Here is a 13,769-nt window from a genome sequence, read left to right on the forward strand (position 1 = left end):
TCCTGCAAAGGAGTACCCTTTCTTTTTTGTATCTTGGCAGAACCCTTCATTATTTTTTTATTCGGTGAGACTTTGCACTGAATTTTAATTGCCTATCTTTGCAGATACAGTTTGAAAGATGGAAAAATTTGAATTACATATATTGGGTTGCGGGTCCGCATTGCCTACTACCCGGCATTTTGCTACCTCACAGGTAGTTAATTTGCGTGATAAACTTTTTATGATCGATTGCGGAGAAGGAGCACAAATGCAATTGCGTAAATCACGGTTGAAATTCTCACGGTTGAATCATATCTTTATCTCGCATCTGCATGGTGACCATTGTTTCGGATTGATGGGACTTATTTCCACTTTCGGGTTACTGGGACGTACGGCTGAATTGCACATTCATTCTCCAAAAGGGTTGGAGGAGTTGTTGACTCCCATGCTCAATTTCTTTTGCCATACATTGGCCTATAAAGTCATTTTCCATGAATTCGATACCAGGCAGACTTCAGTGGTTTACGAAGATCGTTCGATGACAGTCACCACTATTCCGCTTCAGCACCGTATTCCTTGTTGTGGCTTTCTGTTTGCCGAAAAAGCACGCCCCAATCATATTATACGTGATATGGTCGATTTTTATAAGGTGCCTGTTTACGAACTAAACCGGATAAAGAATGGATCTGATTACGTGACTCCCGAGGGAGAAGTGATTGTCAATACACGTTTGACCCGGCCTTCGGATCCTCCCAGAAAGTATGCTTATTGTTCCGATACGATTTTTAGGCCGGAAATAGTGGAACAACTTTCCGGTGTCGACTTACTTTTTCATGAAGCGACCTTTGCCGAATCAGAACTGGCACGTGCCAAAGAAACCTATCATACTACAGCTGCTCAGGCGGCACGGATAGCTTTAGGGGCTGGGGTGCGCCAGTTGGTAATCGGTCACTTTTCTGCTCGTTACGAAGACGAGAATATTTTGCTTAAAGAAGCTTCGGCGGTATTCCCGAATACGATTCTGGCAAAAGAAAATTTGTGTATAAGTCTTTAATTCCGGAGAAGTGATTAAACTATTGCTGAATAGAATTGTCTAAAATAACATATACGAATTACAAACGAACCTATGAACCCTTATAATGAACGAGAGGTTTTGGCGCTCCTTCAGGATGAGAGAACACAGAAGCAGGGATTTGAAAGGATTGTCTCACAATATAGCGAACAGTTATACTGGCAAATCCGGCGGATGGTGCTTTCACACGATGATGCCAATGATCTTCTTCAAAACACTTTCATTAAGGCGTGGATAAACATTGATTATTTCCGGGCTGAGGCAAAGCTATCTACCTGGCTTTACCGTATTGCCCTGAACGAATGTATCACTTTCCTGAATAAACAGCGGGCTATGAATACGGTCGCCATTGACGATCCGGAGGCTGATGTCATCCAGAAACTGGAGAGTGATCCTTACTTTTCGGGAGATCGTGCAGAACTTTTGCTTCAGAAAGCACTGCTGACCCTTCCTGAGAAGCAGCAGATGGTGTTTAACCTGAAATACTATCAGGAGATGAAGTATGAAGAGATGTCGGAGATATTCGGCACTTCAGTAGGAGCTCTGAAAGCTTCTTACCATCATGCCGTGAAAAAAATCGAGAAGTTTTTGGAGGAGGCCAATTAAACCTTTTAATATGTACAATGTCTAAGAAGAAGAGAGGAGAAGAACGTATGAAAGAAGAAGATAACATATTGAAGAAAGTGGGGAAGAAGAATTCCTTTAAAGTACCTGAAGGGTACTTTGAAAACTTGACTTCAGAGGTTATGGGGAAACTGCCGGAAAAAGAAGGTCCTGCCTTCGAGGAAGTGAAGCAACCCACGATGTGGATCAGGATGAAGCCCTTGCTCTATATGGCGGCTATGTTTATAGGAGCTGCATTGATCATCCGTGTAGCTTCTTCGAACCACCAACCGACAACTGCCGGTGATCATCTCACTGCAAATGAAGCAGCGACAGAAGTGGTTTCGGATGAATATATTGATGTAGCATTAGATCGCTCGATGTTGGACGATTACTCATTGTACGTCTACCTTAGTGATGCGACAGCCGAATAAGTAAACTAAACTGATTTAATAAAGCGAAATGAAGAAACTGATTATTCTATTGATTATAGTTTGTGGCTTTACCCCTGCGCTGCGTGCCGTGGGAAGTCCTAATCAACATTTGTCACCCAAAGAATTCAGGGCCAAACAACAAGCATTTATAACAGAAAAAGCTGGCTTGACCCAAGAAGAGGCTGCGAAGTTTTTTCCGGTTTATTTTGAACTGCAGGATCGGAAAAAGCAATTGAATGACGAAGCATGGAAATTGCTTCGTAGCGGTAAAGATGAAAAGACGACCGACACTCAATACGGAGAAATTCTGGAAGGAGTTTATGATGCCCGCATCGCTTCGGACCGGCTGGATAAAACTTATTTTGAGAAGTTTAAGAAAATCCTTTCGTGCAAGAAAATTTATCTGGTGCAAAGAGCCGAGATGCGTTTCCACCGCGAACTGCTGAAAGGGGTACGTGATAATAAAGGTGGAAATGAACGTCCACAGGGAAAGAGGAAATAGCTTATCCTTTTAGCAAATCATTATATAGATGAGGGTGTATCAAGACTCTGTGGTGAGTGGTGACATACCCTCATTTTTTTTTGAATCCGGGGTGTGTCGGACTATAATCCTTTCTTTTTAGCTTCGTTCCAGATAGCATCCATTTCATTCAGGCTCATATCTTTTAGATTTTTACCTTCTTTAATGGTATGATCTTCCAGATAGTTAAATCGTCGGATGAATTTTTGGTTGGTGCGTTCCAATGCATTGTCCGGGTTGATTTTATAAAGTCGGGCAGCATTGATGAGGCTGAACATGACATCTCCGAATTCTGCTTCTGCCTTGTCCTTATCCATGTTAGCCACTTCCACCTGAAATTCGGCGATTTCTTCTTTTACTTTATCCCAGACCTGTTCTCTTTCTTCCCAATCGAATCCCACGTTGCGTGCTTTGTCCTGCATTCTGTAAGCTTTTATAAGCGAGGGTAAAGCAGCAGGTACACCGCTTAACACACTTTTATTGCCGTCTTTCTCCTTCAGTTTCAATTGTTCCCAGTTTTCGGATACTTGTCCGGCTGTTTCTGCTTTTACTTCCCCGAATACATGGGGATGACGGAATATCAACTTCTCACAAAGTTTGTCGCATACATCTTTCATGTCGAAATCACCGGTTTCGGAACCGATTTTGGCATAAAAAGCTACGTGCAGCAGGACGTCTCCCAGTTCTTTGCAGATATCTTTTTTGTCGTTCCGCATTAATGCGTCGCAAAGTTCGTAAGTTTCTTCAATAGTGTTGGGGCGCAGGCTTTCGTTAGTCTGCTTGCGGTCCCATGGACATTTTACCCGAAGTTCGTCGAGGATGTCCAGAAAGCGTCCGAACGCTTCCATTTGTTCTTCTCTTGTATGCATGTTTATTATTTATTTGATTCTTTTTTCCATTCATTATATGAAATCAGCAGACCGATCACTTCCGAATAGTTCTTACGTCCACTTTCTATTTTGTTCCCTTTCAGATACAAATCATATATCCAATCCTGAATATTACCTATAAGCGGACTATACTTTGCCATCCAGTATTCCTGGTCTTTTCTGGCCAGCTCAATGATTTCCGGACGTATACTGCCGAATAACTTTTTATATTCCTCTTCTGTCATCAATTGGCGGGCATTGGCAAGTACATGGCCTAAAATAGAGAAATAACCGCTGAAACGGATTTCTTTATTTACGGAGCGGGTGCAGACCTGATATGCATAAAAGTTTGCTTCCGCTTCGCTGGTGATACCTAGCAAATGCGCCAGTTCATGAGTATAGGTTGCCGGATATTGTGGAGGAAGCAGGTCTCCGTTCAGTGTGAACTCACAGAAGAAAGGCCCCATGCTACCCGTCACGCCCACCATCGAAATCAATGGAGTGAACATCATGGTTTTTACTCGTGGACGGGAGTGGGGAGGACGGTGTATACCGAGCGTATCACTGATCAGGTTATATTGTCGGACTGCCTCTTTGCGGGTTACTTCTTTATCGATCCGATTGACCGGCACATACGACTCATTCAGTTTTGAGATATAGTTGTCTACAAATTCATTGAAAATCTCGGGAGTGTAGGCAGTATATGGAATTCCGGTTCGTTCATAAAAATTCTTTTGTGAATAGTTGAGTCCCCATGCCAGATAGAACCAAACATAGATCCATAGCAAATATTCCACATCTCTTCTCAGTATTTTTTTCCAGCTTAATTTCAGTCGGATTCGTGCATAAAACGGATAGGCGATCATTCCTCCAATGCTCAGTGCTATAAATAAGTCACCCAATGCAAAGGGGATAATGTTCGAAAAACCGGACAAGATATATGAAATGACCGGATAGGCCGTACGGGCATACCCTTCGCCCAATGCCGGGAGCATCTGAGTGAGCCAGACAAGGACTATTAAAGTCCCTAAAACAGAGTACCGTATGATTCGTTTCCTGTTTTTCATTGCTTCTTCTTCCTTTCGGGGAACAAAAGTACATATTCCTGCCCCTATATTCTACTTATTTTTATTAATTTTGCGCCAATCTTTCGCAATAAACTAATAAAATAGATAGATATAACATGGAATTAGCAAGTAAGTACAACCCTGCTGACGTGGAGGGGAAGTGGTATCAGTATTGGCTGGACCATAAATTATTCAGTTCGAAACCCGATGGACGTGAACCTTACACCATCGTCATTCCGCCCCCTAACGTCACCGGTGTGTTGCACATGGGACATATGCTTAATAATACCATTCAGGATATTCTTGTTCGTCGTGCACGTATGGAAGGTAAGAATGCTTGCTGGGTGCCGGGAACCGACCATGCCTCTATTGCTACCGAAGCCAAGGTAGTGAATAAGTTGGCCGCACAGGGTATTAAGAAAACCGATCTGAGCCGTGACGAGTTTCTGAAGCATGCCTGGGCATGGACAGACGAACACGGTGGTATCATCCTGAAGCAGCTTCGTAAGTTAGGTGCATCGTGTGACTGGGACCGTACGGCTTTTACTATGGATGAAAAGCGCAGTGAAAGTGTGCTGAAGGTATTTGTCGATCTCTATAATAAGGGACTTATCTACCGGGGAGTACGTATGGTTAACTGGGACCCGAAAGCACTGACAGCCCTGTCGGACGAGGAGGTGATTTATAAAGAAGAACACGGAAAGCTGTTTTACCTGAGATACAAGATTGAAGGAGAAGACGGATATGCAGTGGTTGCCACTACCCGTCCGGAAACGATTATGGGTGACACGGCCATGTGTATCAACCCGAACGATCCGAAGAATCAGCATCTCAAAGGAAAGAAAGTAATAGTTCCCTTGGTAGGCCGTGTGATTCCTGTTATCGAAGATGACTATGTGGATATCGAATTTGGTACCGGTTGCCTGAAAGTGACTCCGGCACATGACGTAAACGACTATATGCTGGGCGAAAAATATAATTTGCCGAGTATCGATATATTCAATGATAACGGTACGATCAGCGAAGCTGCCGGAATGTATATCGGTATGGATCGCTTTGACGTCCGTAAGCAGATTGAGAAGGATCTTGAAGCAGCCGGACTGCTGGAGAAGACAGAGGCCTACACCAACAAAGTGGGATATTCAGAGCGTACCAACGTGGTCATCGAACCGAAGTTGTCTATGCAATGGTTCCTCAAGATGGAACATCTGGCCCAGATCGCTCTTGAACCGGTGATGAAGGATGATATTAAATTCTATCCTGCCAAGTATAAGAATACCTACCGTCATTGGATGGAGAACATCAAGGATTGGTGTATCAGCCGTCAATTGTGGTGGGGACACCGCATCCCGGCATATTTCCTGCCCGAAGGCGGATATGTGGTAGCTGTGACCGATGAGGAAGCCCTGAAGTTGGCTCGGGAAAAGACTGGCAATCCTAACCTGAAGATGACCGATCTTCGTCAGGATGAAGACTGCCTGGACACTTGGTTCTCTTCCTGGTTATGGCCTATCTCTCTGTTCGACGGCATCAATAATCCGGGTAATGAAGAAATCAATTATTACTATCCGACAAGCGACTTGGTGACCGGACCGGATATCATTTTCTTCTGGGTAGCCCGTATGATTATGGCCGGTTACGAATATGAAGGAAAAATGCCGTTCAAGAATGTATATTTCACGGGTATCGTTCGCGATAAACTGGGACGTAAAATGTCTAAGTCACTCGGTAACTCGCCTGATCCGTTGGAATTGATTGAAAAGTACGGAGCAGATGGTGTACGTATGGGGATGATGCTCTCGGCTCCTGCCGGGAATGACATTCTCTTTGATGACGCGCTTTGCGAGCAGGGACGAAATTTCTGCAATAAGATATGGAATGCTTTCCGATTGGTGAAAGGTTGGGAGAACGGAATGGGAACAATCGATATTCCGGCAGATGCTCACCTGGCTGTACAGTGGTTTGACCAGAGACTGGATGCCTCTGCTGTCGAAGTTGCCGATTTGTTTAGCAAATATCGTCTGAGCGAAGCATTGATGCTGATTTATAAACTGTTCTGGGACGAATTCTCTTCATGGTTGCTCGAGATTGTGAAGCCGGCTTACGGACAGCCCGTTAACGGATTCATTTACTCGATGACGTTAAGTGCTTTCGAACGTCTGCTGGCTATGCTCCATCCTTTCATGCCGTTTATTACGGAAGAGTTGTGGCAGCAGTTGCGCGAGCGTGAACCGGGTGCAAGCCTGATGGTACAGCCTTTGGGAGAACCGGGAGAGGTAAACGAAGAATTCCTCCAGCAGTTCGAAACAGCCAAAGAAATCATCAGCAGTGTACGTACCATCCGTTTGCAGAAGAATATCGCATTGAAAGAACCGCTTGAATTGCAGGTAGTCGGAGCCAATCCGGTAGAAAAGATGAATCCTGTCATTCGTAAAATGTGTAATCTGTCTGCCATCGAGGTAGTGGACGCAAAGGCTGACGGAGCTTCTTCGTTCATGATAGGAACCACTGAATTTGCGGTGCCTCTGGGTAATATGATCGATGTCGATGCCGAGATAGCACGCATGGAAGCCGAGCTGAAACACAAAGAAGGTTTCTTGCAGGGAGTTTTAAAGAAATTGAGCAATGAAAAGTTCGTAAATAACGCTCCGGCAGCCGTTATCGAGATGGAGCGCAAGAAACAGGCGGATGCCGAAAGCATCATTCAGTCGCTCAAGGAAAGTATTGCTTCCCTGAAAAATGCGTAAAATCAACTTCTTACGAAGATAAAAATAGAAAGGTACTCTAAAAATAACAGAGTACCTTTTTTTGTATACGGAGAAATAGTTATACCTTTGTTTCGACTCAAAAGAAACAAACATACAAATGAAACAGACACCATTCAGATGCCTTTGCCTCCTTCTTGTATTATTGGGAGCTGTTCATTCCCGGCTATCTGCCCATACAGACAAAACAAGGGAAGACGTATTGTTTCTAAATTCTATCAACTTCAATCTTCTCCTCGCCTGATCGTCTTTATCGGCGATCCGGGATGGATTTTGGTTGTCAATGCCATAAAGTTCACTTCGCAGGGAGAGATTCAGATCGGGTATCGGCTGCAAGATGCCCATACGTTATACTTCTATGTATCCGATACCGGTTGTGGCATGTCCGCCGAGCAATGTGAACATGTTTTTGAGCGTTTTGTCAAATACAACACTTTTATACAAGGCACCGGATTGGGACTGTCTATCTGCAAAATGATTATTGAGAAGTTGGGGGGGCGAGATCGGGGTTCAGTCCGAGTCCGGAAAAGGTTCTGTCTTTTGGTTCACTCTTCCTTACCGGGCTTCGGCTTCTTTGTAAATCGCAGTTGCATGCTTTCGAATTCGCAATGTTTCACGTCGTAGGTGAACGCGGTATCGGCCCGGAAACAGATGCGTGTCAATCTGACTTTGTTGGGCGTACATTCTTCGGGAGTGTCGCAGCCCTCGCTGCTTAAGGCCGGGTAGAAAGTTCCCAATCCGCGGATGGTGACGGTTCTTCCTTCTTTCATATGTCGTGCGATGGCTTTCGGGAGTTGTTCGAGTACAGACAGTACATCGCCTGCCGAGAGTGAACTGTTGTCGTGCAGGTCCTCCGCTAATTGTTTTTCACTGACTCCTTTGTTCTGAATGGCACTGGGCACGGCATAGTAGAGCTCTTTAACTTCATTACCGCTCTGATCTTTTTTCTTCCTGACTACATAGTTTATAGGCATATACTTTTATCTTTAAGGTTAGTTATCGTTTTCTCTGTACTCTCTGTACAGGAAGCATAGACTTTAGGAGTGCTGACACCCGGGTGTCGCAGTGTGTGACACCCCCATGTCGGACTATCCGACACCCGGGTGTCAGATATCGTATGCTACTGCCAAATGTACGTAAAGATAAGGAGATATGCAACGAAACTAAGAACTGTTTCGTTCTTTCAATGCAGGAGGAAAGGAAGTAATAAGGGGAGATACTCCTTCAGGTCGATGCGCAACTGTTTTAAGGCCTGTTGAATCCGGTAGTCGATTGTTTTGGGAGACACTCCCAGCCGTTCGGCTATTTCATTGTATGTCAGATTCTGAAAGCGGTTGAGTTCGAATGCTTCGCGTACATTCTCGGGAAGTCGTGCCAGAGCTTCTTCTATTTTTTCGGTTAACTCCTGTATAACGTAGAAGTCGGGATCATCATACTGCGATTGGAGATTATCGAATATCATTTTTTCGATCCGTTGTTTCACTTCGTTCCGGTTGATGAGAGTCAGGCAGCGGTTTTTAACAGCCTTGAACAAATAACTTTTTAAGGAACTCTCGAATGCCTGCATTTCTTTATTTTCCCAAAGCCAGACCATGACGTCCGATACGATCTCCTGGCCGTCATCCGGTTCGACAAAGAGCCGGGCATAGGCACAAAGAGCCGGGTAATGCCTGAGAAACAATGCTTCGAATGCGCCTTCGTTTCCCTGCTGAACCTGGAAGAACAGAGTTTCATCGCTTACTGTGCGCGAGGTGTCGTTATACATGTAGACCTTCGTTTTGGGCAAAAATAATATTATTTTCAAAAAAAATACGTTTTTTGGTTAGGAGATTTCTATTTTGGTTCGTCTTATCTATAAAAGCACGAATTATGGATGAATCCTGTTACATTAATGAGTCGGTTCTTTTAAACTATTTTGCGGGGGAACTTCCAGACGATCGCCGGAAAGAGGTGGAGGAATGGATAGCGGCTTCGGAAGATAATGAGAAGATGGCACGAGATATTTTCCGGCTCTACCGTGCGGCAGACACACTGAATTATATGAATCGGGTGGATGTTTCCGCAGCCTTACAGCAGGTGAAAGGCAAAATACACAAACATCGACATAGAATCTCCTGGATGGTTTGGGGGCAGCGTATTGCTGCTTGTATGGCGTTACCGCTGCTTGCCACCACCCTTTATTTAATTCTGAAAAATCCGCCGCAAGAATATGTGGAGATACGGACCAATCCCGGTATGGTGGCTGAGGCAAATTTACCGGACGGTACCAAAGTCTGGCTTAACTCCGGATCTTCACTGAAACATCCTGTTAAGTTTACAGGGGATACGCGTACGGTGGAACTTGACGGGGAGGCTTACTTCTCTGTCCGTAAAGACAGGAGTAAACGGTTTGTGGTCAATACTCCTTTCAATATACAGACCGAAGTATTGGGTACGGAGTTCAATATGGAAGCATACCGGACGGATAGTATAGTCAGGACAACGTTGGTATCGGGATCGGTCAGGTTGTCATTCTTGGGGAAAGGCGATACAAAAGAAACATTCGTCATGAAGCCCGATGAAGAATTTGTATATCATACGGCAACACACGAGGCACGGGCCGAAAAATCGTATGTGGAGATCTATACAGCCTGGAAGAACGGTCAGGTAGTGCTTAAAAACACATCACTGGCCGAAACGCTGAAGATACTCAGCAAGAGGTTTAATGTAGAGTTTATCGTGAAAGATTCCACACTATATGCCAATTCTTTCACCGGTGTGTTCAGCAGGCAGTATCTGCCGTTGATCCTTGAACACTTCAGATATGCATCCGGAATACAGTATAAATACCTTGATCTGGAGTATGATGCCACACACAAGGCAATACAGGAAAAAACAAAGATAGAGTTATATTAACCGTTTGAGTATGAAACTTTAAAATCATTTTTATTACTACTATGACAGCACGCTCTCCCTAAAACAAAAAAACATACAGGAAGATATTGGCGTATCTACCTGTATGAAAGTCCACCGTCAGTTTGTTTGGCGACAAACTGTGCGGCAAATAGAATTTTTTAAATCAAAATCACTACAAATCTATGACAATTTACTTAAACTTCCAATTTTTCGGGAGGCAGAATACATTCTCGCTCTTGAAAAAAATACCTTTGTGTATGAAACTATCAGCAATAATGTTGTTTGTCTTTGCCAGCATGGCATTTGCGGCTAAAGGTTATAGCCAGTCAGTACGTGTGACTTTAAATGTCAACAACAGTAGTCTTCAGAAAGTGCTGGATGAAATAGAAAAGCAGTCGGAGTTTCACTTCTTCTATAACAACAAGCAAGTGGATATCTCCCGGAATGTGACTATCAAAAGTAACCAGAAAGAGATTGGTCAGGTTCTGAACCAATTGTTTGCTGGAACGAATATCGGGTATAAGATATTGGAGAACAGCATAATCCTGTCTCCAAAACAGATTTTGGAAACAACCGCTGCACAACAGCAGGCCACTAAAAAGATAAAGGGGCTGGTGATTGATGAAACCGGGTCGCCCGTTATCGGAGCCAATATTAAGGAGAAAGAAACCGGAAGCGGAACGATTACCGACATCAACGGTAATTTCAGCCTTTCTGTAGGAACTAAGAGTACGATTATCATTTCATATATCGGATATATCACTAAAGAAGTTCCGGTAGGTAATAATACCTCACTTACTGTCCAGTTGGCTGAAAATACGAAACAACTCGACGAAGTTGTGGTGACGGCCTTGGGTATCAAGCGCGAGGAAAAAGCTCTGGGCTATGCCGTGCAAAAGGTAGACGGTGACAAACTGGCTGCTGTCAAGACCGTAAATGTAGCTACATCGCTGACCGGTAAGATTGCCGGATTGAATGTAAAAAACAGTACGGAGTTCAATACCTCACCTTCACTTTCGTTGCGTGCATCTGCTCCTTTGCTGGTTATCGACGGTGTACCTTATGGTAATGTAGGATTAAATGATATAGCTGCTGATGATATCGAGTCGGTCGATGTCCTGAAAGGAGCTACGGCTTCAGCCCTGTATGGCGCACGTGGAGGAGCCGGTGCGGTGATGATTACTACCAAAAAAGGAAAAGAAGAGGGACTGAATGTGACTGTGAATAGCAGTACGATGTTTGCGGCCGGATATCTGAGAAAGCCGGAAGTGCAAACGTCATACAGTTCCGGATCACAGGGTACCTATTCTACCGGAGGATATGTATGGGGAGATAAGCTGGACATCGGGCGTACGGCGTTGCAGTATGATCCGTATACGCACGAATGGGTAGACATGCCTTTGGTATCGAAAGGCAAAAACAATCTGAAGAACTTCCAGGAACTGAGTATGGTGACAAACAATAACGTAAGTGTCTCTCAGAAAGGTAAGTATGGAAGTGTACGCACTTCATTGACTCATGTGTATAATAAAGGGCAGTATCCGAATCAGAAACTGAATAAAATCACTTATTCGGTGTCGGGTGATATGAAGTGGAAGAAATTCTCTTTTGACGGAGGATTGACTTATAATAAGCGCTTTTATCCCAATGACATGGGAGCCGGATACGGTGGTAGCGGATTTCTTTATAACCTGTTGGTGTGGTCGGGTGCCGAATATGATATACGCGACTATAAGAACTACTGGATCAAGCAGGACGAACAGCAGAACTGGATGGATACCAAGTGGTATGACAACCCTTATTTCATAGCAAATGAAATTGTCCGTTCGAGTGATTACGATTTGATTAATGGATATCTTTCTGCCAACTATGATTTTACTCCCTGGTTGAACCTGTCGCTGCGTTCGGGTCTGGATTCATACTCGCAGAAGAAAGAGTGGCGGAATGCCGTCAGTGCCGTAGGCGGCTGGCATAAACAAGGCTATTACGGGCTGCAACGTTTAGGAGGATACAGCTTAAACAATGACCTGATCTTGTCTGCCGATCACAAATTCGGTGATTTTAGTGTCGATGGTTTTATTGGTGGAAACGTTTATTATTGGAAGAGTGACAATATTCTGGGCGAAACGCAGAATGGATTGAAAATTCCGGGGTATTATTCATTGAAGTCATCGATTGATCCGGTGAAGACAACCAGCGGTATTACTAAAAAGCTGGTGACCAGTGTATATGCCAAAGCCTCTGTTTCCTGGAAGAGTACACTGTTTCTGGATGTGACAGGACGTAATGACTGGTCTTCTTCATTGCCGTCGGAGACACGTTCTTATTTCTATCCTTCTGTAGCCGGTAGTGTGGTTCTTTCACAGTTCATCCCAATGCCCGAAGTGATTGACTTCTGGAAAGTGAGGGGGGCATGGACGCAGACCAAGAGTGACTTGGGAGTATACGATACCAACAATACTTACAGTGTTTCTACCGATTTGTGGAACGGTGAGAGCGCCGCATATTATCCGACATCTATCCGTGGTGTAGCGGTGAAACCCTCGGCCACGCGTTCTTATGAAATCGGTACGGCAATTCACATGTTTAAGAATCGCCTGAAATTAGATTTTACATATTATAATAAACTCTATTACAACTTGACCCGCAGTGCAGGTATCAGTAACTCTTCCGGATTTACGTCTACATTGATCAATATCGATGAAGAATATGTGGGACGGGGAGTAGAGTTGACTTTATCGGGCGATATTATCAGGACGAGAGACCTGAAATGGGAGTCGTCCTTCAACTGGTCGCGTGACCGTTGGTATTATACCAAAATAGACCCGGTGTATTCTACACAAAAACCTTGGGTAGCCGTCGGGAAACGTTGGGACTGGTACGGTATTTACGATTGGGAGCGTGATTCACAGGGAAATTTAGTTAATTATAATGGTTATCCCAAACAGAGCGACTACCAGTCGGTTATCGGCTATGAATATCCCGATTGGATATGGGGCTGGACCAATACGGTAACCTATAAGAACTTTACTCTTTCTTTTACACTTGACGGACGAGTGGGAGGTATGGCACATTCGAAGACCAATCAGGCCATGTGGAATTCGGGAGCACATATCGACTCGGACAACCAGTGGCGGTATGACGAGGTAGTGAACAAAAAGACCAACTTTGTGGGCAGTGGAGTAAAAGTAGTTTCGGGAAGTGTAGATTACGACTCGAATGGAAAAATCATCCATGACGACCGTGTGTTTGCTCCGAATGATGTACAGGTATCCTACGAATCGTATATGAAGAGTACCAACCCGTATATAGGTACCGTCACCCGTCAGAATGTATTTGATGAAACTTTCTTCAAATTGCGTGACCTTTCACTGAGCTATCAAATGCCTAAATCGGTTTGTGACAAGCTTCATATGAAAGGGCTGACACTGGCCTTTGTCGGACAAAACCTGTTTGTCTGGACCAAAGAGTTCCGTTTTACCGATCCCGACAGCGACTCGGATAACCTGAGCTCTCCTTCCACCCGTTATTTAGGTTTTAATGTAAAATTGGATTTTTAAAAGAT

General features: G+C 44.2%; 12 protein-coding genes and 1 pseudogene. 8 read left to right on the plus strand and 5 right to left on the minus strand.

Annotated features, from left to right (window positions below; all coding sequences use genetic code 11):
- The first annotated feature begins 118 nt into the window (after window positions 1-118).
- From FDF36_RS08070 to FDF36_RS08085, 4 genes are all read left to right on the plus strand, one after another.
- On the plus strand, window positions 119-1,033 hold the full coding sequence (locus FDF36_RS08070; protein ID WP_220390988.1) for a ribonuclease Z: 915 nt from the start codon (window positions 119-121) through the stop codon (window positions 1,031-1,033).
- Between the two features lie 72 nt (window positions 1,034-1,105).
- Window positions 1,106-1,657: an RNA polymerase sigma factor gene (locus FDF36_RS08075; RefSeq protein ID WP_220390989.1), complete on the plus strand. Its 552-nt coding sequence runs from the start codon at window positions 1,106-1,108 to the stop codon at window positions 1,655-1,657.
- Window positions 1,658-1,674: 17 nt separating this feature from the next.
- On the plus strand, window positions 1,675-2,088 hold the full coding sequence (locus tag FDF36_RS08080) for a hypothetical protein (protein WP_005785404.1): 414 nt from the start codon (window positions 1,675-1,677) through the stop codon (window positions 2,086-2,088).
- 28 nt (window positions 2,089-2,116) lie between these two features.
- Window positions 2,117-2,590 (plus strand): hypothetical protein, encoded by a 474-nt coding sequence (locus tag FDF36_RS08085; RefSeq protein WP_005801211.1) that lies wholly within the window; start codon window positions 2,117-2,119, stop codon window positions 2,588-2,590.
- A 101-nt stretch (window positions 2,591-2,691) separates the two neighbouring features.
- Here FDF36_RS08085 and mazG read toward each other — a convergent pair whose 3' ends face one another.
- Window positions 2,692-3,477 (minus strand): nucleoside triphosphate pyrophosphohydrolase, encoded by a 786-nt coding sequence (gene mazG, locus FDF36_RS08090; protein WP_220390990.1) that lies wholly within the window; start codon window positions 3,475-3,477, stop codon window positions 2,692-2,694.
- A gap of 5 nt (window positions 3,478-3,482) precedes the next feature.
- Window positions 3,483-4,544: a DUF3810 domain-containing protein gene (locus tag FDF36_RS08095; RefSeq protein ID WP_220390991.1), complete on the minus strand. Its 1,062-nt coding sequence runs from the start codon at window positions 4,542-4,544 to the stop codon at window positions 3,483-3,485.
- A gap of 116 nt (window positions 4,545-4,660) precedes the next feature.
- Between FDF36_RS08095 and FDF36_RS08100 the strand changes: the two genes are divergently transcribed.
- On the plus strand, window positions 4,661-7,291 hold the full coding sequence (locus tag FDF36_RS08100; protein WP_220390992.1) for a valine--tRNA ligase: 2,631 nt from the start codon (window positions 4,661-4,663) through the stop codon (window positions 7,289-7,291).
- Between the two features lie 174 nt (window positions 7,292-7,465).
- On the opposite strand, the gene FDF36_RS08105 is transcribed toward FDF36_RS08100, so the two are convergent.
- Window positions 7,466-7,654 carry a hypothetical protein gene (locus tag FDF36_RS08105; RefSeq protein ID WP_220391258.1) on the minus strand — a complete coding sequence of 63 codons (189 nt, stop codon included), beginning with the start codon at window positions 7,652-7,654 and terminating at the stop codon, window positions 7,466-7,468.
- Between FDF36_RS08105 and FDF36_RS08110 the strand changes: the two are divergent.
- Window positions 7,583-7,889 (plus strand): annotated as a pseudogene (locus FDF36_RS08110) (sensor histidine kinase); the annotation flags it as partial. The gene FDF36_RS08105 and the pseudogene FDF36_RS08110 sit on opposite strands and share 72 nt — an antisense overlap.
- On the opposite strand, the gene FDF36_RS08115 reads toward FDF36_RS08110, so the two are convergent.
- Window positions 7,855-8,283, minus strand: a complete 429-nt coding sequence (locus FDF36_RS08115; RefSeq protein ID WP_220390993.1) for an HU family DNA-binding protein — start codon at window positions 8,281-8,283, stop codon at window positions 7,855-7,857. The pseudogene FDF36_RS08110 and the gene FDF36_RS08115 overlap by 35 nt on opposite strands.
- Before the next feature lie 209 nt (window positions 8,284-8,492).
- Window positions 8,493-9,074, minus strand: a complete 582-nt coding sequence (locus FDF36_RS08120; protein WP_181747520.1) for an RNA polymerase sigma-70 factor — start codon at window positions 9,072-9,074, stop codon at window positions 8,493-8,495.
- 104 nt (window positions 9,075-9,178) lie between these two features.
- On the opposite strand from FDF36_RS08120, the gene FDF36_RS08125 reads away from it, so the two are divergent.
- Window positions 9,179-10,204, plus strand: coding sequence for a FecR family protein (locus FDF36_RS08125; RefSeq protein ID WP_220390994.1), 1,026 nt, complete (start codon window positions 9,179-9,181; stop codon window positions 10,202-10,204).
- A gap of 257 nt (window positions 10,205-10,461) precedes the next feature.
- A complete protein-coding gene (locus tag FDF36_RS08130) occupies window positions 10,462-13,764 on the plus strand; it encodes a SusC/RagA family TonB-linked outer membrane protein (protein ID WP_220390995.1) in 3,303 nt (1,100 codons plus the stop codon).
- The last annotated feature ends 5 nt before the right edge of the window (window positions 13,765-13,769 follow it).

It is taken from the genome of Bacteroides fragilis, assembly GCF_019583405.1.
Classification (GTDB): domain Bacteria; phylum Bacteroidota; class Bacteroidia; order Bacteroidales; family Bacteroidaceae; genus Bacteroides; species Bacteroides fragilis_B.

Excerpts from the sequence above, each read along its gene's own strand:
- FDF36_RS08125 (WP_220390994.1), top strand. The coding sequence starts at position 9,179 with ATGGATGAATCCTGTTACATTAATGAGTCGGTTCTTTTAAACTATTTT.
- FDF36_RS08130 (WP_220390995.1), top strand. The coding sequence starts at position 10,462 with ATGAAACTATCAGCAATAATGTTGTTTGTCTTTGCCAGCATGGCATTT.
- FDF36_RS08105 (WP_220391258.1), bottom strand. The coding sequence starts at position 7,654 with ATGGGCATCTTGCAGCCGATACCCGATCTGAATCTCTCCCTGCGAAGT.
- FDF36_RS08075 (WP_220390989.1), top strand. The coding sequence starts at position 1,106 with ATGAACCCTTATAATGAACGAGAGGTTTTGGCGCTCCTTCAGGATGAG.
- FDF36_RS08100 (WP_220390992.1), top strand. The coding sequence starts at position 4,661 with ATGGAATTAGCAAGTAAGTACAACCCTGCTGACGTGGAGGGGAAGTGG.
- FDF36_RS08120 (WP_181747520.1), bottom strand. The coding sequence starts at position 9,074 with ATGTATAACGACACCTCGCGCACAGTAAGCGATGAAACTCTGTTCTTC.
- FDF36_RS08070 (WP_220390988.1), top strand. The coding sequence starts at position 119 with ATGGAAAAATTTGAATTACATATATTGGGTTGCGGGTCCGCATTGCCT.
- mazG (WP_220390990.1), bottom strand. The coding sequence starts at position 3,477 with ATGCATACAAGAGAAGAACAAATGGAAGCGTTCGGACGCTTTCTGGAC.
- FDF36_RS08085 (WP_005801211.1), top strand. The coding sequence starts at position 2,117 with ATGAAGAAACTGATTATTCTATTGATTATAGTTTGTGGCTTTACCCCT.
- FDF36_RS08080 (WP_005785404.1), top strand. The coding sequence starts at position 1,675 with ATGTCTAAGAAGAAGAGAGGAGAAGAACGTATGAAAGAAGAAGATAAC.
- FDF36_RS08095 (WP_220390991.1), bottom strand. The coding sequence starts at position 4,544 with ATGAAAAACAGGAAACGAATCATACGGTACTCTGTTTTAGGGACTTTA.
- FDF36_RS08115 (WP_220390993.1), bottom strand. The coding sequence starts at position 8,283 with ATGCCTATAAACTATGTAGTCAGGAAGAAAAAAGATCAGAGCGGTAAT.